This window comes from Guopingia tenuis (genome assembly GCF_014384805.1).
Lineage (GTDB): Bacteria > Bacillota > Clostridia > Christensenellales > Christensenellaceae > Guopingia > Guopingia tenuis.
Genome location: NZ_JACRSS010000002.1, coordinates 44,372 through 66,675 on the forward strand (window position 1 = coordinate 44,372; position 22,304 = coordinate 66,675).

A 22,304-nucleotide genomic window follows, 5' to 3' on the forward strand; every position below is an offset into this window, starting at 1 on the left:
CACAAAATTTCTTTGCTTCTTTCTTTTTAAAGAAAGAAGGGGAATATCTGCCCTGAAAATCGAATGTCCTACAAGGCGGCGCCGTTATATTTTTGCTGCGCCGCCTCCACGCCATGCTTCAAAATCTCAAGAGCCGCCTCGGCCGCCCGCTCGCTGTTGGCCAAAAAGGCCTTCTTTTGCTCTGCCCTGAGCTTTTGCAGCACAAAGGCCGCCAGATCCATGGGCGGCTTCGGCTTGCCGATACCGATGCGCAGGCGGGGAAATTTCTCCGATCCCACCCGGGCCACAATCGAGCGCATGCCGTTGTGGCTCCCGGCGCTGCCGCCCGCCTTGATGCGCAGGCGGCCCAGATCCAGGTCGATATCGTCATAGATCACGAGGAGTTCCTGGGGAGACAGCTTATAAAACCGCATGGCTTCGGCAACCGCCTCTCCTGAAAGGTTCATATAGGTGTGGGGCTTTAAAAGCAGGACGCTCTTGCCCCCAATCTTTCCCTCGGCCACCACCCCCTGAAACCGCTTTTTATTGAAGCGCAGCCCGGCCTTCTCCGCCAGGGCATCAATGGCGGCAAACCCGGCATTATGCCGGGTATTGCGGTATTTCAGCCCTGGATTTCCAAGGCCCACAATCAGGTTCATTTGTTCTCTCCATCCTTTTTGCCCACGGGATAGCGGCCTTTGCCCCAGCCGGCCTTGATGGTTTCCCGCGCCCGGGCGATACAGAGAGCGTCTGCCGGGATATCTTTGGTTACGGTGGCTCCGGCGGCGATATAGGCGCCGTCTCCCACGTTCACCGGAGAGATCAGGTTGGTGTTGCAGCCGATGAAGGCCCGGTCGCCCACTTTGGTGCGGAATTTTTCCTTGCCGTTATAGTTCACAAACACCACGCCGCAGCCGATATTCACATCTTCGCCCACATCCGCATCGCCTACATAGGTGAGATGTGAAACTTTGGAGCGGTTGGCAATGGTGGCGTTTTTGGTCTCCACAAAATCGCCGATGCGGCAATGCTCCCCGATGGATGTGCCCGGTCGGATATACGCATAGGGGCCCACCTGGGCGCCCGCGCCCACCCGGCTCTCCAGCACCACGCTGTTCTGCACGGCTGCGCCGTCCTCCACCACGCTGTCCTTGATCCGCGAACCCTGATAGAGCGTGCAGCCCGCGCCGATTTTCGTGTTTCCCTCCAGGATCACGCCGGGATAGATCACGCTGTCCTGTCCCACGGTAACATCCGCATCGATATATGTATTGGCCGGGTCGATGAGCGTCGCGCCGCCCAGCATAATCCGTTCGTTGATGCGGGAGCGGAGAATAGCCGCAACCCGCGCCAGATGCGCCCGGTGGTTGACGCCTTCGCCCTCTTCCAGATCGGCCAGGACAATCCCGCCCGTCTTTTTCCCCTTTTTATAGAGGATATCGATGCAGTCCGTGAGATAATATTCGCCCTGGGCATTGTTGGGGGTCAGCTCGCCGAGCGCCTCCAGAAGAGCCTGGGTGCGGAAGCAATAGAAGGATACGTTGACCTCTTTGATTTTCTTCTGCTCCGGGCTGGCATCCTTTTCCTCCACGATGCCGCAGACATTGCCCGCCGCATCCCGGACAATCCGGCCATAGCCTGTCGCGTTCTCCAAAATACCCGTGAGCAGGAGGACGTCAAACCCGCCCTTTTCCGCCTCATCCGCCAGCATGCGGATGGATTCGCCCCGCACCAGCGGCATATCCCCCGCGAGAATCACGGTATAATCGCTCCCCCGCAGCAAATCCTCCGCCATCATGACGGCATGGCCGGAGCCCTTGCGTTCCGCCTGAAGCGCATATTCGCAGCGGTCCCCCAGGGACTTGGGAACTGCGTCGCCGCCCGCGCCATAGATCACAATGGGTTTGCCCGGGAAGGCTTCCTCCGCCGCGCTGACCACCCATTCCACCAGCATCCGCCCCGCCGCCTTATGCAGAACCTTGGGCGTCTGCGATTTCATCCGCGTGCCATTGCCTGCCGCCAATATCACTGTTCGATTCATTTCTCATACCCCTTACTTACATATTTCATTTTCTGGTATATTTCTCTCAAGGCCATGCGGCCTTTCTCTGCCAATCCATGGGTGCCGGAGTACGGCTTCCCCGCCCGCCTTATGACGTTAACAGGCATGCCCAGCCCCCTGCTTTGCGCCCGTTTTCTTTCCCCGGGCAGGAGCATAAAAAACCGGCATCATTCTATCATAAAAGCCCAAACACAGGTCACTTTTTGAAGAACCAGGCATGCAATAGGGATTGCAGGCCATTCTCCGCCATTTTTCCAGTCCGCTCCTCTATGGGGAGCAGCCGTGGATTCCGTCTTCTTAGGGCTCCGTAATTCCGTTAAAAATGTATCCCTTCAAAATCGCGGCCTAAGGCTTTGCCCTCTTTTTTTAAGCAAATACATTTTTTCTGCAAACCTTCGCCCCATTTGGAGTGTGTTCATCCAAAAATACAGCCCGGTAAACTCTGTATTATACATTTTCTTTTCCTGCCTTCTTTTCAAAGAAGGCGGGCATTCCCTCAATTCAGCTTTTTCCCCCTTTTTAGAGGATTCACTTGCAACATCACCCGGCAAACCCTTTGTTACAAATTTTCTTTGCCTGCTTTCTTTTTAAAGAAATCGGGCATTCCCTCAATTCAGCATTTCCCCTTTTTAGAGGGTATTCACTTACAACATGACCCGGCAAACCCCTTGTCATAAATTTTCTTTGCCTGCTTTCTTTTTAAAGAAAGTAGGAGAGGCGCCCGTCTTTTTGCTTTTGCAGCAGCGGATTTCCTTCCACATCCCCTGGGGAAAGGAAGGCCGCCTCATATAAGCCTTGAAGTTCCGCGAGCGATGCCCCCTCCGGAAACACATTATAGGCGATGTCGCCATAGCGCAGCTCCTGCCGCAGATGCAGGAGAGAGCGCAGCGCCACTTCCGCATGGTCGAATGCCATGCCGCCGCTCTCCAGGATCTCCATGCGCCGCCGCACAGTCCTTTCATAGCAGGACTCCTGCGCCACCCGCAGTTCCAGCCTTTCCGGCCCTTCCAGGCAGATCTCATATTCTTCCCGCACGCTTCTCTCCCCGCGCGCGGCCTTTTTTGCAAAGCCGTTCAGCGCAAACCATCCGGCTTCCGCCGCATCGTCCCCCGCCCTGGGCGACACAGCCGCCAGATTCACCAGAGAAAGGTACTGCGGCGTGATAACCCGGTCCCGGGGGTCCCGGTCAGGCGCACCCATGACATAATACAGATCGGCATATACATCCGAAATGCCGGTTTCCTCCTGCAGTTCCCGGGCCGCCGCCGCATGGATATGCTCCTCCATGTTGAGGAATCCCCCGGGGAAAGCCCAGTAGCCCCGGTAGGGAAATCCGCCCCGCCGGATGAGCAGGGCCTTCAGCTTCTTTTCCTTCGGGTCATAGCCATAGAGGGCGGTATCCACCGCCACCGACGGCTTCTTATATTTATTGGGGTTATAGCGGGCGAGAAATTCCCGCTCCTCCGGGGATGACGGCGTATACATATCCTTGCCTCCTTTTGCTGTTCAGGGCAAAACCGCCCTTTTGCGAGCCTGCTCCCAGGACTTTTGACATCCTGCGCAAATCCCTTTTACTGATGCCCTGCGCCTGCGAAAGCAGATTCTTTCCCTTCCTGTATCGCTTCTCTCCGGTTAGGCTTTTTTGCCAATTTTCTGCTGAGAATACGATACGGCATTTTTCCCGGTCTTTGCTTGTCCGGCGTCTTTTCTCCCGCCCATTCCATCCAAAGGATATTCCTTTGGCGAAAATTCCAGAGCCGCCTGCGCAGATTTTCCAAAAAGATGATGCGCAGCCAGATTCGGCATCCGTTCCGCTTCGGTTTCTTTGGCCTGCCCCTTTTATCCGGGCAATCCCGCCAAAGATGTTTTTCAAGTGAGCCGCCCTCCCGGGAAATTGTGCCTATCCCGCGTCCAGGCGGTTTCCTCGTCCATATATCTTCCCCTGCCGGCAGGTTCCTGTCATAAAACACTTTCGGCTGCTTTTTTTGACGTTTCTTCCGGAAATATATTTCCAGAAAAGGCCCTGTTCCATGGGAGTTTTGCCGGCGTTTTTAAGAAATTGGGCTAGAAGAGAACCTCCCGGATGATGCCGCCGCCCAGGCACTCGTCGCCGTCGTAAAGGACGGCAAACTGCCCCGGCGTGACCGCCCGCTGGCGTTCGGCAAATTCCATCAAAAGCCCGTCTGCCTCCCGCCGCACCAGCACTTTTTGATCCGGCTGGCGGTAGCGGAATTTTGCCATCAGCTCCCGTTCCCCGGAAAATTCCTCCGCGATGAAATTGAAGCCCTCGGTGCGCAGCGCCCGGGAATAGAGGGCCGGGCTGTCGGCGCCCTGCTCCACATAGAGAATATTCTTCTCCAGATCCTTGGCCACCACGAACCAGCGTTCCCCCGTTCCCCGGCCGCCGATGTTCAGCCCGCGGCGCTGGCCCAGAGTGTAATACATCAGCCCATCGTGCGGCCCGATGTATTCCCCCTGGAGCGTGCGCATCTCGCCCTTCTGGGCGGGCAGGAATTTTTGCAGGAACTCCTTGAATTTGCGTTCTCCGATAAAGCAGATGCCCGTGGAATCCTTTTTTTCGGCCACGGAAAGACCCGCCCGGCGCGCCATCTCCCGAACCTGGCTCTTCTGCATGCCGCCGATGGGAAACATGGCATGGGAGAGCTGCTCCCGGGAGAGCATGCAGAGAAAATAGGACTGATCCTTTCCCGGATCCGCTCCTTTGAAAAGCCGCCCCTCCCGGGACTGGACATAATGCCCGGTGGCCATCTTTTCCGCGCCGGTTTCCAGGCAAAAATCCAAAAACGCCGCAAACTTGATCTCGCTGTTGCAGAGCACATCCGGATTGGGCGTCCGCCCTGCCTTGTATTCCCGGAGGAAATAGGAAAACACCCTCTGCCAATATTCTTCCGTAAAATTGACAGTATAATACGGAATGCCGATCTGGTCGCACACAGCGCGCACATCGTCATAATCCTCTGCCGCCGTGCATTCCCCGCCATCCCGGGTTTCGTCCCAATTTTTCATGAAAATGCCGATGACGTCATAGCCCTGCTCCTTTAAAAGAAGCGCGCTCACCGCCGAATCCACGCCGCCCGACATCCCCACGGCAATCCGTGCTTTCTGCATAAAGAACCCCCTTATCATCCATTATAAATTATACCCGGCCCCGGCGCAAAGTCAATATGAGCCGCCCGCCGCAGGCTTGCCGCGCTCAAAAAAAACAAGTATAATGTGCCTAACAGAAGGGATCAAAGGAGGAAGCGTCATGGGTTCCGGACACAAACGGCTTTTATTCATACTCATCGGCATTCTGGTCATCGCTGTCGCCGCGGCAGTCATCGTGCGCATGCTGCCGGCACCCGGCCCTGTGCCCGGCCCGTCCGGTTCCAGGATTCCCACAGACAGCGGCGGCCTGGAACTGCGCGTCTTTGATACGGGGGATTCCGACGCCATCCTTCTCATCACCCCCGAGGGAGATACCATGCTGGTGGACACCGGACTGGACGAAACCTATGGGCATCTCTATAATTCCCTGAAAAATCTGGGAATTTCCCGCATCGATATCCTGGTTCTCACCCACCCCCATAAGGACCATATCGGCGGCGCGCCCCAGCTCCTTTCGGATTTCTCGGTTGGACAGGTCTATATGCCCGCCACGGATTATACCTCCGGCCGGATGGACGCCCTGGCCGAGGCCCTTCAAAAAGCCGGGCTTGCGGCCACGCCCATTGCAAAGGGCAGCCAGTTCTCTCTGGGCTCTCTTGCGGTAGATGTGCTGTCTCCCGGCAAAACCTATGAAAATATGAACGACAACAGCGCCGTACTGCAATTTACCTATGGCGAGAAAACTTTCCTTCTCATGGGGGACGCCGAAAAGGACGCAGAAGCCGATTTGATTGCCGCCTATGGCGGCCAGCTTCGCGCAGATTTTCTAAAGGCCGGGCACCACGGCGCCAAGGATGCCTCCAGCGAAGAGTTCCTGGCCGTTGTGCAGCCATCCTATGCCGTCTTGACCGGGGACCACGCCGTCGATCCGGATCACATCCATGAAAAGGTCATCGAGCGGCTGGAGGCGGCCGGAGCCGCCGTTTACCGAACCGACCGGGACGGCGATATCACGGTTATCTGTGATGGAAACAGCATTTCCATCCAAACAGCCAACGGATAAATTATAAAAAAGCCTTTCGCAAAATAACGCGGAAGGCTTTTTTATTGGAAATTTTTTATTCCATGGGGACATAGACGAGCGTCCCTTCTTGGGTTACGCGGTATAGGCGTCCCGCCGCCATCTCTGCCGGGTCCTCAAACAGGGAGGCATAGTGATCCATAAAATAGTCGTCTATCGCATATAAAGCGAAATATTCGTATTCTTTTTCCTTCAGCTCCTGCTGCAGCGCCTGCGCATCCATCCCCAGGTTCTCGTCCAGGCTCCACAGCCGCAGATTTGCGACATATTGCGGCCGCATGCGGTAACGCATTGTATAATAATCGTCGCCGTTGGTTCCCTGGGAAACGAAGAACACCCGATTTCCCTCGCCGGGGATAGTTTCCAGCGCCTTTTGTGCATATTCGATAAACGGCGCCTGCTTTTCTTTTGCTGCCCGTACATTCTCCCGGGAGAGATACTCCCCGAAGCTCTTCAGCGGCGCAAAAAATATGAGCAGGGCCAGAATCACACCAAGGGCCCGGTTTCCCACTTCTCCCTGCCGGATCAGCTGCACCAGCCGGGCGAACTGCAAAAACAGCAGGGCCAGAAACGCGATCCGGATATACCTGTCAAAGCTGGCCAGCCGAACTGCCTCCGCCGTTGGGAATTTAAACATATACATGATACACAGCCCCGCCGTATATATCAGATAGGTGGCGATGCTGCAAATATCCAAGCACCGGCGCTGCAGGCGTCCCTGCGGATTGCGCTTATCCTCCTGATGCGATAAGAATAGAAAGCCCACAAGGAGCAGGGCCGAAAGCGCAAAGAAACTGATGCCTTCGGATCCATTTCCCATCTGAAATTTTGGGGCAAACAGCGCCATAATATAATTGATAATCGTTTGCCTGCGGTAGGCGTCCGCCGGATCGCTTCCAAACAAAACCGAGAATATTCCGGCAATGCTCACCTCGCCGTCGAACTGCTCTGCCGCATTTTTTATGTGCAGGAATATCGTCCAGCTGATCTTTGCCAGCAGGATCGCCCCGATAACCGCCAGGGAATATACGATATATTTTTTTATGGGTGCAGATGACGCGCCGTTCTCCCGCCGGCTTTTCCAATAGTCCAGCCACATTCCCAAAATATAGGCAGCCGCGGCCATTATGGCGAACATCATGCCCGCCTGTTTTGTCAGAATAAGCATGGCCAGAGCAGCGCACAGGGTAATCAGCTGCAGCAGATCCCGTTTTTTTCGGATTACAAACGGATAGGCGAAGCAGAATCCCGCCAGCAGGCCCAAATAGGCGTCAACATAGATGGAGCTGTAAAACGTGGAAAATCCCAGAAGAGGCAGCAAAATTGCCGCGGCTATGCTCGCAAAAACCCCAAAAGCCGGCTTCCAGCGCAGCCCTCGAAAGCAGGCCGCCAATAATGCTCCGCAGGCCGTCTGATAGGAAAAATACAAAAGCCACTCGCTGAATCCCCCGCTTCCCAGAAGGTTCCGGAATAGCTGCATAAAATATTGGAAGGTTGCCATCGCCGGCGGATAGGAGGAAAACATGGCGTGAGCCGCGGGGTTGGCGCTGAAATCTCCCATCGTATACATCACCTTTACGGTGTCGGCCCAATGCGAGAATTCATCCGAGGTATTGGGGACCATCCCCCGGCTGCAGACATAGGCCATCAGGAAAAAGATGACAAAGAATATAAATCCCGGAGTAAAAAGATTTTTCAGAAAAGACGCAAGGTTCTTCTTTCGCAGCAGCAGATATCCCGCCAGAAGATAGGCCCCCGCCGCCAGCGCCAAAACGACATACAGCCCGCTTTGCAGCGCCCCGAAAATTCCCAGGAGGTAAAACACCGTCATGATTGCAAAAATCGTGAGAGGAAGAACCTCCTCATAGCGCCGGCCGCCATATGCCGCGGCAAGAACGCTTCCCGAAGAAAGAACGAAAAATAAAAGGATGAAGAATACCATGAAACCCTCCATTGTAATTTCATTAAAACGACGTTTTATTTTATATTAACGACATTAAACGACTTAATTTTATCGCATATTCCCCGGCTTGTAAAGCATTCTTCTCATTTCCATCAAATTTAAGGATAACGGAACTATACAAACCGGCCGACGTTCTCCCGCCGGCCGGTTTGACTGTCATTTATCTGAATGCCGCGGCCTCCCTGTCCACACCCCCGCTTCCATCTGCTCCGGCAGGATTTTTTGCCACAAAAAAGCGCAGGAGCTTTACGCTCCTGCGCTGCAGTTTTCCTGAAAAAATGCCTGCCGGGATCAGTCCTCATTCTCCCGGGCGCTGTCCACAACCTTGGGCGGGACATGCTTGAACAGGGGGCTTACGGATACCCGCTCGTGGATCCGGAACACGCCCTCGGCAAAGAGAGGCGCCACGGAAACCGTAATCATCTTCTTGCTGGCAAGGATAAAGGGGTTTTCCACGGTATCCGTGCTGATGAGCATTTCAATGGGGCTTTCATCAATCTTTTTCACGCCCTTCTCCCGCAGCATGTTATGGGCCAGGCAGGCGATGATCCGTTTGGCTCCCTTGCGCTTCAAAACATTGGCGATGTCCACCAGTGTACCGCCGGAAATGGTGAAGTCGTCGACGATCATGCAGTTTTTCCCCTCCACATCGCCGATCAGCTCGAGAATCTGTGCATTTTCGTCGTGGCCGGTCCGGGTCTTGTCCCCAATGGCAACATTGGTTCCCAGATAATCGGCATATTTGCGGGCGGTTTTGGCAAAGCCGGCGTCCGGCGAAACCACCACAAAGCTGTCGTCATAGATATCCAGCCCTTTGACATATTCGCAGAGGATGGGCAGGGAATAGAGATGGTCGGTGGGGATCTTGAAGAATCCCTGCACCTGCGGGCTGTGAAGATCCATGGTCACGACCCGGTCTGCGCCCGTCACTTCGATGCAGTCCGCACATACCCGCGCCCGGATGGAAACCCGGGGTTCGTCCTTTTTGTCGCCCTTGGCATAGCCAAAATAGGGGATAATCGCTGTGATCGTGCTGGCGCTGGCCCGTTTGAACGCGTCCATCCAAAAGAGAATTTCCACCAGCTCGTTATTGGGATCCAGGCCGATGGGTTGAACCAGATATACGTCCTTATCCCGCACGGTTTCCTGAATCCGGATAAAGATGTTCCCGTCGGAGAAGTGGATGACCTCCGATTTTCCAATTTCCGCCCCCAGGTATTTGCACATTTTTTTCGCAAACGCAACACCTGTGCTTCCAGCAAAGATTTTGATATCGCCCTGTTCGGAATGCATTCCCTATTTACCTCTGTTATTCATTTTATTGTATTGAAGAAAGATTGAAAAATGCTCTTTCTAGGTTTATTTTAGCACACAAAACAAAAACCCGCAACAACAGAAACGCCGGGTTTCAAAGAAAACTTTCCCCTCGGCGGGCGGCCATATTCGCAAGCCTGTTTCTTCTTTGCCACAGTTCTTTTTCCCGTCTGGCAGAAAACCGCATAGCGTCATGGCGTCCCTCGGCGGGTGGCCATATTCGCAACCCTGTTTCTTCTTTCCCGCGGTTCTTCTTCCCGCCTGACAAAAAACCACACAACGTCATGGCGTCCCTCGGCGGGGGCCGCATTCGCAAGCCTTTTTCCTTCTGTCCCACAGTTCTTTTTCCCGTCTGGCAGAAAACCGCACAACGTCATGTATTGTCTTGGCGGGAGTATATGTGCCCATCATTCCAGCCCTCCCGCGATCACCCTTCTGTCCGTTCAACAGCCGTCTGAATAACACCAGGTGTTCCCTCCGCGGAAACTATCCCCCTATTAGTCTTGCATGCGGCGGCTGCCATGCAGCTCCGGAAGCCCTTTGCAGCTGTTTTCCCATATTCTCCCGCCAATTCTTCCGGCTGCGCATCCTCGCCGTCTTTCCGCTGTTCCGGCTTTAACGCCCTTTTATCAAACCCTGGTTTCTGCAAAATAGCCTTTGGAAAAGCAAGGGAGGGCGCATAGAACCCCTCCCGCTTCAAGCATCCTTTTTCCTCCTGGGCATTATTCCTTCTTTGAAGAAACGCGCGCAAAGAGCCTTTCTACGCTTTCTTCCAGCGCGGCCCCGCCCCTTTGTTCCCGAAAAAGCTGGGTGGATTTGCGGATTTTCCCATGATAGTCGCTGCCCTGGGTGATAAACAGGTCATATTTCTTCGCCAAACCGAAAAAGAACTCCACTTCCTCATCGCTGTGGGCGGGATAGTATACCTCCAGGCCTTCCAAGCCCTCCCCCTTCAGCCGTGTGAGCAGCTCGTCATAATCCGGATAATAGGCCAGCTTGGGATGGGCCAGCACACAGTGCCCGCCTGCCTGGCGCGCCAGCCGGATGGCCTCGCTGCTCTTGATTTTGAGCCGGGGAAGGAAGCCGGGTTTCCCCGGTTCGAGATACCTTTTAAATGCGTCCTCCACATTCTCGCCAAAGCCCTTTTCCAAAAGCGCCCGGGCGATATGCGGCCGCCCCAGCACGCCGCCCCCGGCAATCTCCTCCACCCGCTCCAGAGTGATGGGATAGCCCTGGTCCTGTAGCTTTTTCACCATCCGGGAAGCGCGGGTGATCCGCTGATTTGCCAGTACGTCAAGAGCATCCCTGAGCTCCTGGTTCCAGATATCCATGCCATAGGCGAGAATATGCATCTCGCCTTCGTATTCCACATTATATTCCAGCCCGCTGATGGCCGGAAGGCCAATGCGTCCGGCTTCCTCCAGAAATTCCGCCACACCGTCGATGGTGTCGTGGTCCGTCAGCGCAGCCCGGGTAATCCCCGCCGCCTTGCATTCCCGGGCCAGCTCACGGGGCGTGGAGCTGCCATCCGAGGCAGTGGAATGCATATGCAAATCGATTTTTTCCATATCTCGTCCTCGCAATCTCATTTTTCAGATATAGTATAGCGCAAAGCCGCAAAAAAAGCACGGCGTGTTTCTGCCGTTTCCCTTGACAATCAGAGTATTTCATTATATTCTGAAGGTAATTTCAAGAACATCACACACTTTTGTTTCTGCCGCAGCCAGACATATTTTTTAAGAGACGGTTCTCGCCCTTCCGTTTTCCGGGAATGCCATCAGCAGGAGGTTCCCATGAAGAAGCTCGCCCCCACCAGCTATGTTCTTGCTTTCTTCTGCCTTTTCCTTCTTTTCCCCTCTCCCGTCCGGGCTATGGAGGGATACTCTCCGCTTCCTCCCTCTTTCGCCGGGATCGCCTCCCTTATTTTATGGATTCTCCTTACTTCCGCCATAAAATTCGGGATCTCCTTTCTTTTTCTTCCATTGGATAAAAAAGCGCGGCTGGTTTTTGCCGCCGCGACTCTTGGTATACAGACCTTTCAATTTGTGCTTCTCTATTTCGCATCCGGCCGGTTTGCAGACCCTATTTTTTTCTTCCTCTTCCTTTTATTCGGATCTCTGCTCCAAATCATCCCCGAAGGCGCCCTGCTCTGCGTCGCCTGCTCCCCGGCCCAGCGCCCGCCCTCCCCGCGGAAAACCTTTCTCCATGCCATTTTCTCCAATATCGCCGTCATTCTCGTGATGCACCTGCTGCTCTGCGTGACGCAGCCGCCCGGAAGCCCTATCTTTTTTTGATTCCCCCTCTGCCTGTCTTTCCGTGCGGCACTCCAAACCGAAATCGCTGAATCCGCCGCACATCGGAGGTTCCCTTTCATGAAAAAACGCATCTCCTTCTGCGCCGCCCTTCTTCTCTCTTTTGCCTCTTCCCCGGTTAGTGCCGGCAGCAATGCCGCCTCAGGCGCCAACGCCCTGCCCGTGCTTCTGGTTTTGATTTTAGCGACCACTCTCCTAAAGCCCTGGATCTCCTTCCCTTTTTCCCTAAGGATGCGCGGGTGCGGAGGTATCTTTGCATTTCTATCCCGATCCTGCAGGCGGCTGTGAATATCGCTGTTTATATCCTGTCCCGTTGCTATCTGGATCCCCTCAACGTTTTTATGTATTCCGTTTTGTTCTATTTTCTCCTTGTTCCCTGGGAGGGATTCCTGCACTACTTCTGCTGCGAACACTGCATTCCCAATTCCCCTGCCCTGCGGCAGGCCTTTCTCTGCGCATTTTCCTCGAATCTGGTCATTTTTGCCGCATTTCTTTTGCTGGGCCGGTTCCTGTTTCCCTGAAGATATCCCGAAAAGGAGGCATACCTTATGAAACAGAAGTTCCGCATTTTCCTCTGCATCTGCCTGTCGCTCGTTCTTGTTCCCCTTTCCGTCAGTGCCAACGCGCCGCCGCCTGCCCCCGGCGTTTATATCCGGTTTGAAGGGCTGGAGGATGCTTCTTATTTCGCCGCCTATCTCTCATCCGACCCGGAAGATGCCGAAAATGCACTGCAGTACAGTGATGACGCCGATGATTCCCGTTCTTTGCCCGATGTGGAATACGACATTTTTCGCAAATTTAATGCCTATTCCGATCCGGATGGATTTGTCTTCACAAATAAAATAGCGCAGTGTGGCAGCAAGCAGTTTTTTTATTTTGAATATCCGCCGGAAACCTTCAAAATCCTTCTCTATATGCCCGAAATTGACGGCTATATTTGCAGCGAGCCTATTTCTTATGATGCCAGCCAGGATTATCTTGTTATGGCCGTCACGGGCTGGGAAGGTGCTTTCACCGCCCCAGAAAATCTGTCCGTTCAGGTATATCCTTCCCAGCCCCCGCCCAATTATGGACGGATATTCAAAAATATCTTTGCCCGCATAGCTCTTACCTTAGTTCTTGAGACAGGGATTGCCCTGCTCTATAAATTCCGGGAAAAGAAACAGATTCTCGTCATAGTCCTGGTGAATATCGGCACACAGCTTCTTCTGAATTTGGCAATTTGGCTGTTCTCTTCTTCGGTAATGTACTTGGGTTCGTTATTTTTCCTGGAATTCTGCGTTTTTATTGCTGAAACAGCCCTATATATCGCTTTCCTGCCTAAGGTAAGCAAAAACGATATCTCTCCCTGGAAAATCCTCGGATATACGGCGTGTGCCAATTTTATTTCCCTTATTGTCGGCGGCATTTTGTGCATCCCCTTTTTTGACCTGTTCTTTCCTCTGTTTTGAAGCCATGGTTCCATATCTTTGCTGCCATAATCGGGGATAAAATATGATGATTCGTTTTTATATGCGCAAGTGCCCCGCTCCCGCAAGCCCCTTAGAATATCGAGGGACTTCGCGCCATTCTCCCCATTGTGTGCGTTGTTCTTCCCGGCCCAAGTGAAAACCACGCCTACTTTCTCTCCCCGCATCCGGTTTATCAAAAAGTATCATAAGCAAATACGGCAGGCCAGGCCTGCCGTATTTGCATTCTCGAAATCATCCCTTTATAAGTTCTTTTCCTTCACACTTTTGCCCCGTATTCGCCGGGCAATGATGAGGATTCCCAGCGTGATCCCGCCCGCCAGCAAAAATCCCGACATATCCAGAAGAATATCCTGCACCATCGCTCCACGGCCCGCGAATATCTGAATGGACTCGTCAATGGTCGCGGCCATGAGCCCCAGTGCCGTACAGTTAAACACCCCTTGCCCCGAAACCGGCCGCGCTAAAAAGGTAAACAGCACAGCCTCGATTCCCAGCACGCTATATTCCAAAAAATGCGCAATTTTTCGGATCTTAACAAGAATAAACTGTGCCGCCGGCGTCTCGTTTCCAAAAATAGTTTCCAATAACTGCCGCACCCAATCGCTTACGGCGCCGGAATCCTCTCGGGAGAGCAGGGAGTTTCCCCAAACCAAGCACAAAGTAAAAAGAAACAAGAACAGCCAGATTCGCCGCAACTTCTTTTTATTGTCCCAATCCTGCCGTTTTCTCCTCGACACTGTCTCTTTCATATAAATATTCCTTTGATTTTTTCTGATCCCTTTTCTGCAAATCAACCATTGGATATCGCTCTCCATTTATTCGTATTTTAGAATATCTGCAATATAGCGGCATGTCAAGCCGTCTCCGCAGAACTCCTTATGGCTGTCTATTCTATTTTTTTGTTTTCAGCGTCTCCTAAATTTGGGAGCATATAGCACCGGCTTTTTTACATAAACACCGCTCCCACATCTCCGCCGCCATAATTGTCGTTTAAAACGACAATTATTTGTTTTTTCTGATATTGTTGGTTTTATTCAGATTTTTTGTCGGCTTTCATTGACTATTATTTTCAATTTTAATATAATTTATATATTTAATAGTTATAAATCATCTCGAATTATTGTCGCTTTAAACGACACATAATTCTATTTTGGAGGTATCCCTTATGCGTACTCTTTCCCTCACTCTGCTTTCTGAAACTGTGGTTTCAAGAAGAAAAATATTGAAAATGACACAGGCGCAGCTTGCACAAAAAACCGGCATGAGCCGTTCGGTTCTTTCTAATTTGGAAAATAGGATCTATAAGCCTTCTATCGATCAATTAGAATCCCTGGCCGCCGTTCTAAATTTTGATCTTACCGAAATGTTCGTTGAACAGTCTGGTCCGGTTACCCCTATTAACCGCTCTTATAATATAGCAATCGCCGGAACCGGATATGTCGGCCTTTCCCTGGCCATTCTTTTGGCGCAGCATAATCAGGTGACAGCGGTTGATATACTCCCCGAAAAAGTACAAAAGCTGAATAATTTCATTTCTCCCATTCAGGACGATTATATCGAAAGATACCTTGCAGAAGCCAAAGCGGGAACACGAAAGCTGAATCTCCGCGCGACCACAGACGGCGCCGCCGCCTATGCTTCGGCAGATTATGTGATTATTGCAGCTCCGACTAATTATGATCCAAAGATCAATTATTTTGATTGTTCTGCCGTAGAGTCTGTAATACGTTTAGTCTTAGACAGCACGGCAAACCGGGATGTGAAACCGATCATCGTAATTAAATCAACCGTTCCCGTCGGATACACAAAGCATATCCGCCAACAATTCCATGTGGATAATATCCTCTTTAGCCCGGAATTTTTGCGAGAGTCCCAGGCATTATATGATAATCTCTATCCCAGCCGGATCATTGTGGGGTGTGATAATCAAACGGAAGATGCGGCGCACATTTTTGCCGCCCTGCTCCAGCAAGGCGCCCTTAAAAATCCTGTTGCAACCCTCCTTATGGGCTATACCGAAGCCGAGGCCACCAAACTGTTCGTGAATACCTATCTCGCCCTCCGAGTATCATATTTCAACGAACTGGATACTTATGCTGAAGTTAAGGGATTAGAAACCGCATCAATTATTAAGGGAGTCTGTCTCGATCCTCGTGTCGGAGATTACTACAATAATCCCTCTTTCGGTTACGGCGGCTATTGCCTGCCCAAAGATACCAAGCAGCTCCTGGCTAACTATCAGGATGTGCCGGAAAATCTGATTCAAGCCATTGTTGAAAGCAATCGGACAAGAAAAGACTTTATCGCTGATCGCGTCCTTCAGATGGCAGGATATTATAGTTATACCGACAATGGTTTTGACAACGCGCGCGAAAAATCAGTAACGGTCGGCGTATATCGTCTTGCTATGAAAAGCAACAGCGACAACTTCCGGCAAAGCAGCATTCAGGGCGTAATGAAACGTATTAAGGCAAAAGGAGCCATTGTAGTAATCTATGAACCAACGCTTGAAGATGGTTCCACATTTTATGGCAGCCTTGTAGTGAATAACCTAAAAAAATTCAAAAAGATATGCAACTGCATTATTGTTAACCGGTATGATTCTGCCCTTGATGATGTTCGGGAGAAAGTTTACACAAGAGATTTGTTCCGGAGAGATTAACTTTTAACTATTCTGGTTGCGGCACCAAAAGAACCGGGAGTATTACCGGTTCTTTTGGTATCGTGCAGCATTTTCAAAAATTAGTAGGACTTTTTTATTCCTTTATGAGCCGGCCTTCTGTCCCTATATCTCCTATTTTCTTAGCAGGTATACCCGCAATGGATATGTTTTCGCTTAGAAAACTCTTGTTAACTACGGCATTCGCTCCAATAGCAATATTATCAGCAATTTTTATATTTCCAAATAGCTTAGCCCCTGGTCCTATATATACATTATTTCCAATTTCAGGCGCCGCATGAGAAATTCTAAAATCTGCTCCAATATTTACACCCGCGTGAATTCTGCAATTCATTCCAATATGTGCATATTCACTAACAATTATCGTGCCGATATGCGCCAAACACAATCCCTTTTCTATGCAATTCACCGGAACTGAAAAGCCCAGCATCGCCCCAAGCCTTGATCTTCTATATCGCAGCATCCCTTCCCGAAGTGTTGAAAAAAATCCTCTTTTACAATTTTTATAATACTCACACTTTCTAAGAAGAATTTCATATTTCCAAATATAATCATTTATGGCCGGCTTTTTTCTTGTGCGGCTTAGCGCTTTTTTATCTGCTTCTAAATAAATCTTTAAATCTTCTTTTGATGATATCATTTATATTGCACTCCCTTTTATGGAACGAACACCGAATGCATCTTTCTCTATATTTCTAAACAAATGCTGCAAGGATCCTGTTTACGTTCGCTCATTCATGGCGCCCCGAATTTTTACTACCCTGGCAGGATTTCCGGCAACGACAGCGTAATCCGGAACATCTTTGGTAACTACAGCCCCTGCGCCGACCACCACACCTTTACCTATCGTTACTCCGGGCAAAATAATGGCCCTATATCCAATCCAGGAATCGTCGCCAATATTCACAGTTCTCGCTTCCGTATCCCCTTGATACTTAATAGGAATATCTATTCTTTCCGTGCAATGATTCACTGTAAAAATGCTTACTTCAGGCGCCATAATGACATTGTTTCCAATAATACAGGGGCCTGATATCTTTGCTTTTATTCCAATTCCGGAATTATCTCCCAGCTGAATTTTACTGGAAAAAGATGCAAGATTGCAAATGTTAACATTTTTTCCACATTTATCTAATATCAATTTGCCACAAAACCCTCGAAACTTTTTCGACAGAAAAGCCACAGGTTTAATAAAAAATGTATGCCCTGGTAGCCATCTTCCAATGCCGTAATACAAACATCTTCCAATTATTTTTTTAATTTTAACGCAAGTTTTACTCATTTTGACATCTCGTTTTTGTTATGTTTTCGTAGTCCTGTAAATTTTTTAATCTTTGCCGCCGTATTTTTTATTATTGGCATAATAATAGCCCTTGATTGAGGAATAATTAATTCTACAGCTACATAAACGCAGATGCAGATAAGAATCATTGCCAACGTCCATCCGATGGAATCCGAAATGTTCTTTAAAGCTATTGTTATTATTGCCATTGCCGCTGAACCCAGCACAGACGGAACCATCCCTGCCAACATTCTTGTTGGGGATAACCCTATATACTTCTTTCCTAAAAGTATATTTATTAAACCGAAACATCCGCGGGCAACACTTGTAGCAATAATCAAATAAATAAACCCTTTTTGCACGGTAAATAAAAGCAGAAGAACCGATATTATCAGATACAGAATTTGAGAAATCACGGATAGTTTCGGCTTTTCTTTTGCCGTAAATGTCAAACTGATATATTGGCCGGTTAATATTGAAAAAGCCATGGCAAGTGAATATAGGCCCACAAACATGCTGGCTTCCATCCATTGTGACCCAAACAATATATTCGTCACAAATTCTTTATAAAGAAACACCCCGGTTCCTAACGGTATCAATAAAAGTCCAACGCTTTTTTGAAAGGAATAAAGAATATCCCCAAATTCGTGATTGTTATTCTTTACGACGGACAGAGACGACAGCAGCACGGACGAAGTGGAGGCTGCAATGATATTCATAATGCTGGTAACCATAGAAATGGAGTTTTTATAAATCCCCAAATAATATGCGCTCAAAAACCGGCCAACAATAAATGTCCCAATATAAGATGTCATCCACAAAAGAATCGTCTCCACCAATGTCCACATACTAAAAGAAAACATTTTTTTCAATAAGGAGAACTTATAAAATAAAAATGGCTTCCAATCCGATTTAACGGTTAGTATGATCGCATTTGACAGGTTTGTGGCAACCGTTCCAATTACAATAGACCAGTAACTAAATCCCAGCAAGGCCAATGGAATAGTAACAACCACGGGCATAAACGCACCGATAATTCTTGCGAAAAATAATGTTTTAAAATCGAACTTCTTTTTATATATTGCCATCTGAATGCTCGAAAAAGATGTCAATACTAAAGAAATGCTCGCAAACGAAATCACGCTGCCCAGTCCGGGATTTCCTACAAGCGTCGCTATACTATCCGAAAAAATACATATGATGAGCCACAGAAAAACAGAAATAGATACGTTGGTCCAAAAGGCTACATTCGCGCTTTCTTTTAATTCCCTGTCGGAATTGAATTTCTTTTGGATCAAATATTTCTGAAAACCCGCATCCGTAAATACATCTGCCAGGCTTGTAACCATGGTAACCGTTGCAACAACGCCAAATTCGGCAGGACTCAATAATCTGGCGAGAACCATGCTGGAAATGGGAGAAATCAATTTCGCCGCAATTTCGGTTATACTGGCCCATTTTACAGATGAAAAAATTTTATTGTTTAATTCTTTTCTTTCCATCGTTCTTCCTAATAAGTAATATTATTGACCCGGGATTCAGGCTTTCCACGGTTCATATCTATTAAACTCAAGTATATCCGCAATACGCTTACATGCATGTCCGTCTCCATATGGGTTGCAGGCTTTTGCCATAGCATCGTATGCTTTCTGATTTTCAAGCAATTCTTTAAAATTATTATAGATAACCTCTTCATTCGTGCCCACCAGTCGGAGAGTTCCAGCTTTTACCCCTTCGGGACGCTCGGTCGTGTCCCTCATAACAAGCACAGGTTTCCCATAGGATGGTACTTCTTCCTGGATTCCGCCAGAATCTGTCAAGCAAAGATAACATCTTGCCTCAAAATTATGACAATCAAACACTTCAAGCGGTTCAATGATATGAATTCTATCGCATCCGCCAAGTTCTTCATCTGCCGCTTTTCTCACAGCCGGATTCATATGAATTGGATATATGGCCTTGCATTCCGGATGTTCATCAAGAACCCGCCGGATGGCTCTAAACATGTTGTGCATTGCCTCCCCAAGATTCTCTCTTCGGTGAGCCGTAATAAAAATTAACTTATCATCTCCAACCCATTCCAGTTCCGGATGTGTATAATCTTTTTTAACGGTGTGTTGCATGGCATCAATAACGGTATTCCCCGTTATGAAAATCTTCCCTGGATCCTTGCCTTCCTTTATTAAATTGTCCGCAGCCATCTGGGTTGGAGCAAAATGATACTGGGAAACGATTCCAACAGCCTGGCGATTGAACTCTTCTGGGAACGGTGAATAAATGTTATATGTGCGCAGCCCCGCCTCCACATGCCCAACAGGAATCTGAAGATAAAAACACGCCAGAGCTGTTACAAACGTTGTTGATGTATCCCCATGGACCAGAACTACATCCGGATGCACTTCTTCCAAAACGTATTTAATCTTTTCAAGAATCCCAGTAGTAATATCAAATAAAGTCTGCCTTTGCTTCATAATGGAAAGATCATACTCGGGAACCACATGGAAAGTGCTCAAAACCTGATCAAGCATTTGCCGGTGCTGCCCAGTCACACAGACTATAGCTTCAATAGATTTGCGGGTTTTCAGCTCATTAACCAATGGGCACATTTTAATTGCTTCCGGTCTTGTCCCAAAAGCCAACATGATCTTTTTTTTCATTTTATACCTCTTAGTAGGAATTATTCTTTTATTCTGCTCCCTGGAATTAATATTCTTTTTATCCTGACTGCCAATCTAAGGCATCTTGCCTTGATCTTTCTTTGCATATTCGACTGAATTACAAATGACAGGCGATATGCCTTAAAAAGGCCGTCCTTCCTAAATACTTTTTGATATTTTTCCCACCCAGCAGGTGCTGGAATCGGTTTATGAATCGCACCATTTTCTAATGCATTCTTTTCTTCAATTGGGGTCAAAGAAAATGTATTATCTAAACTATTGATTAACTCTTTTCCTTTAAGTGTATGGACAATAGCAGAGGAAACCCCATGCGGATTATACCCTTTCATACCTTTTTCAACATAATGATAGTCGCCAATCATTAAGTCTCCCCGCAGTGCACTTCCTTTGATCGGGCAAACTCTGCAAGACGGTCTCTTAAGATATCTAAAAGCAGCGCCATAACTGCTCAAATGAAACTGCTCCATAAACTCTTTCCCATTTTTCATTTTTACCTTGATATAAAAAGGGGTCCATTTCCCATTCTTTTTATACCGCACCGAAAAATAATCTATAACAGAATCAAATTTTTCTTCCATTTTTGTGCAGTATTGCTTCTGTACGCTTGGCGATGTTGGCCCATGGCATATTAACTCCATTGTATATAGATTATCATTGTTGTTAAACGCTTTTTTAACTGCGGCAACATCACAGGGAAGGCCAATGAACAAGCACTTTTTATTATTCCTAAGATCATCGTGCAAGCATCTGTAAATATGGCCTTTTTTCGATTGTGCATATTTTGAAGTTTTAAGTTTGTTTATATCTTCGCAGGAATCAATTCTCGCATATTCTACAGTATGCCAATCATCACTATAGGCCACCCCATATACGATCCCTTTATTTTCAAGAAATTTTGTAGAAATCGCCGTGGCCAGCCCTCCGGAAGCGCAGGAAATCGTCTCCTTATCCGCTTTATAACTGCCCGCATAAAACCCTATGTTCTTAGATACATCATGAGCTACATCTTTTAATGGACAGATCTTAAGACATTTTTTGCAATTTAAACAGGACAATGTATCCGTGATCTCCGGATAAAAAAAACCATCTATATCTTCCTTCATATGAATTACGCCCGCCGGACACATATCGGCACACATCCCGCACCCACAGCATAATTCTTTTTTTGCGTATAAATCTTCCGTCTTCATTATTTGCAATCCTTCAGCGCAGTTTTTAGATATTCTAAAGAATCCGCTCTCTTTATCTCCAAAATTTTGTTAACCCGATTATAATCTATCGGATTATTATCTAAATTATCTATACTGTCGTCATCCAAAATCAATCGGCTTTGCAAATTCCAGGTATCCAAAATATTGTCTATTCTGGAATTTCTGGAATTTTTACTTCCAACTTTAGTCCTGTAAAACACATAGAACTGTTTATTATTAATTACCGAGAATGCTAATCCGTGAAATGAATCCGTCATTACGCACGCAGCCCCTCGTATTAAATTCAAAAATTTTTCAGGGCCATACCCTGTAATAACTAAATCTGCATAGCTCGTATCAATCGCCGATACACTTTCCGTGCTTAAAATTGCGATAAGCTTTAATCCATGTTTATCAGCGTAATCCCTTGCTAATTGTTTGTGTTTTTCTGTTCCTCCTAAAAAATAACACAAAACATATTTTCCATCAATTATCCGCTCTTCCGGAATCAAACGGTTCCATTCCTCTTTTGTAAGCAAATAGGTGGGATCAAGAACTACCTGAACAGAAGAATCGCAAAGTTCCTCTATAATTTTTTTCCCCTGCTCCTCTCTTACGCTTATATGATTGATTCGTTTCAAGAAATTTGCTGCGCTGGATTTACAATAAAACGGATACTCCGCAACGCCCAAACTGGTTGCATAAGAAATCTTATTTATATAATCAGGCACAAATCTCAATGTGGCAAAATTTCCAAATACAGCATCCGGGGCCCACAGTTGATCGCTTCCAACCAAAACCCCGTTTAGCCCTTTTGCATAATTTTCCAAATCAATGATTCCGGATATTTTTTTTTGATTCTGCAGCTTTTCTTTTATAAATACATTGGAAACGGCCTTCCTTTCCGAAAGATTTTTTTTATGAATCTCATCATATTGCAGCTGATTGGCATTTCTTGTTTTCAATTTTCTCTTTCTTCCAAATTCTTCAATTAAATGCCAAAGTAAATACGGCGTTTTTCTAATATGTTTAAAGTCTGTTCGCATATAATCTATTATTTCCGTATCATATCCCAGCATATGAATAACTTCTTGTGTCGCAAACGCCTGCAATAACATTCCATAATTAACACCTTTATAAGCCAGCACAAGTCCTATCCTCATTGCTATTTCTCCTCATTTTA

At 48.4% G+C, this 22,304-nt stretch carries 18 protein-coding genes; 3 read left to right on the top strand and 15 right to left on the bottom strand.

Going from position 1 to position 22,304, the window contains the following annotated elements:
• Positions 1-68: 68 nt before the first annotated feature.
• The 4 genes from pth to mnmA form a co-directional block, all read right to left on the bottom strand.
• Positions 69-638 (bottom strand): aminoacyl-tRNA hydrolase, encoded by a 570-nt coding sequence (pth, locus tag H8693_RS05400; RefSeq protein ID WP_249280137.1) that lies wholly within the window; start codon positions 636-638, stop codon positions 69-71.
• On the bottom strand, positions 635-2,020 hold the full coding sequence (gene glmU, locus H8693_RS05405; protein ID WP_249280138.1) for a bifunctional UDP-N-acetylglucosamine diphosphorylase/glucosamine-1-phosphate N-acetyltransferase GlmU: 1,386 nt from the start codon (positions 2,018-2,020) through the stop codon (positions 635-637). Before glmU ends, pth begins: the two co-directional genes overlap by 4 nt.
• 720 nt (positions 2,021-2,740) lie before the next feature.
• Positions 2,741-3,526 (bottom strand): NUDIX domain-containing protein, encoded by a 786-nt coding sequence (locus tag H8693_RS05410; RefSeq protein WP_249280139.1) that lies wholly within the window; start codon positions 3,524-3,526, stop codon positions 2,741-2,743.
• 579 nt (positions 3,527-4,105) lie between these two features.
• Positions 4,106-5,170 (bottom strand): tRNA 2-thiouridine(34) synthase MnmA, encoded by a 1,065-nt coding sequence (gene mnmA / locus H8693_RS05415; protein WP_249280140.1) that lies wholly within the window; start codon positions 5,168-5,170, stop codon positions 4,106-4,108.
• A 139-nt stretch (positions 5,171-5,309) separates the two neighbouring features.
• On the opposite strand from mnmA, the gene H8693_RS05420 reads away from it, so the two are divergent.
• On the top strand, positions 5,310-6,212 hold the full coding sequence (locus tag H8693_RS05420; RefSeq protein ID WP_249280141.1) for a ComEC/Rec2 family competence protein: 903 nt from the start codon (positions 5,310-5,312) through the stop codon (positions 6,210-6,212).
• A 55-nt stretch (positions 6,213-6,267) separates the two neighbouring features.
• Here H8693_RS05420 and H8693_RS05425 read toward each other — a convergent pair whose 3' ends face one another.
• The 4 genes from H8693_RS05425 to H8693_RS05440 all read right to left on the bottom strand — a co-directional run bounded on the left by H8693_RS05425 (position 6,268) and on the right by H8693_RS05440 (position 12,232).
• A complete protein-coding gene (locus H8693_RS05425) occupies positions 6,268-8,172 on the bottom strand; it encodes a hypothetical protein (RefSeq protein ID WP_249280142.1) in 1,905 nt (634 codons plus the stop codon).
• 312 nt (positions 8,173-8,484) lie between these two features.
• The gene (locus tag H8693_RS05430) at positions 8,485-9,486 is read right to left on the bottom strand and encodes a ribose-phosphate diphosphokinase (RefSeq protein ID WP_249280143.1); all 1,002 of its coding nucleotides are present in this window, start codon (positions 9,484-9,486) and stop codon (positions 8,485-8,487) included.
• Between the two features lie 743 nt (positions 9,487-10,229).
• Complete coding sequence (locus H8693_RS05435; RefSeq protein ID WP_178621078.1) at positions 10,230-11,075, bottom strand: PHP domain-containing protein; 846 nt, start codon at positions 11,073-11,075, stop codon at positions 10,230-10,232.
• 485 nt (positions 11,076-11,560) lie between these two features.
• Positions 11,561-12,232, bottom strand: coding sequence for a hypothetical protein (locus H8693_RS05440; RefSeq protein WP_249280144.1), 672 nt, complete (start codon positions 12,230-12,232; stop codon positions 11,561-11,563).
• A 135-nt stretch (positions 12,233-12,367) separates the two neighbouring features.
• Here H8693_RS05440 and H8693_RS05445 point away from each other — a divergent pair, with 135 nt between their 5' ends.
• A complete protein-coding gene (locus tag H8693_RS05445) occupies positions 12,368-13,270 on the top strand; it encodes a hypothetical protein (protein WP_249280145.1) in 903 nt (300 codons plus the stop codon).
• 260 nt (positions 13,271-13,530) lie between these two features.
• Here H8693_RS05445 and H8693_RS05450 read toward each other — a convergent pair whose 3' ends face one another.
• A complete protein-coding gene (locus H8693_RS05450; protein ID WP_249280146.1) occupies positions 13,531-14,040 on the bottom strand; it encodes a VanZ family protein in 510 nt (169 codons plus the stop codon).
• A 416-nt stretch (positions 14,041-14,456) separates the two neighbouring features.
• Here H8693_RS05450 and H8693_RS05455 point away from each other — a divergent pair, with 416 nt between their 5' ends.
• The gene (locus H8693_RS05455) at positions 14,457-15,953 is read left to right on the top strand and encodes a nucleotide sugar dehydrogenase (protein WP_249280147.1); all 1,497 of its coding nucleotides are present in this window, start codon (positions 14,457-14,459) and stop codon (positions 15,951-15,953) included.
• Between the two features lie 94 nt (positions 15,954-16,047).
• On the opposite strand, the gene H8693_RS05460 is transcribed toward H8693_RS05455, so the two are convergent.
• From H8693_RS05460 to H8693_RS05490, 6 genes are all read right to left on the bottom strand, one after another.
• Positions 16,048-16,611, bottom strand: a complete 564-nt coding sequence (locus tag H8693_RS05460) for an LbetaH domain-containing protein (RefSeq protein ID WP_249280148.1) — start codon at positions 16,609-16,611, stop codon at positions 16,048-16,050.
• 81 nt (positions 16,612-16,692) lie between these two features.
• On the bottom strand, positions 16,693-17,253 hold the full coding sequence (locus tag H8693_RS10665; RefSeq protein ID WP_283243762.1) for an acyltransferase: 561 nt from the start codon (positions 17,251-17,253) through the stop codon (positions 16,693-16,695).
• On the bottom strand, positions 17,250-18,755 hold the full coding sequence (locus H8693_RS05475; RefSeq protein WP_249280149.1) for a lipopolysaccharide biosynthesis protein: 1,506 nt from the start codon (positions 18,753-18,755) through the stop codon (positions 17,250-17,252). The genes H8693_RS10665 and H8693_RS05475 overlap by 4 nt, the downstream gene beginning before the upstream one ends.
• Before the next feature lie 36 nt (positions 18,756-18,791).
• Entirely contained in the window at positions 18,792-19,910 is a 1,119-nt protein-coding gene (gene wecB, locus H8693_RS05480; RefSeq protein ID WP_249280150.1) for a non-hydrolyzing UDP-N-acetylglucosamine 2-epimerase, read from the bottom strand.
• Between the two features lie 20 nt (positions 19,911-19,930).
• Entirely contained in the window at positions 19,931-21,121 is a 1,191-nt protein-coding gene (locus H8693_RS05485; RefSeq protein ID WP_249280151.1) for a Coenzyme F420 hydrogenase/dehydrogenase, beta subunit C-terminal domain, read from the bottom strand.
• A complete protein-coding gene (locus H8693_RS05490) occupies positions 21,121-22,284 on the bottom strand; it encodes a polysaccharide pyruvyl transferase family protein (RefSeq protein WP_249280152.1) in 1,164 nt (387 codons plus the stop codon). The genes H8693_RS05485 and H8693_RS05490 overlap by 1 nt, the downstream gene beginning before the upstream one ends.
• Positions 22,285-22,304: the final 20 nt, after the last annotated feature.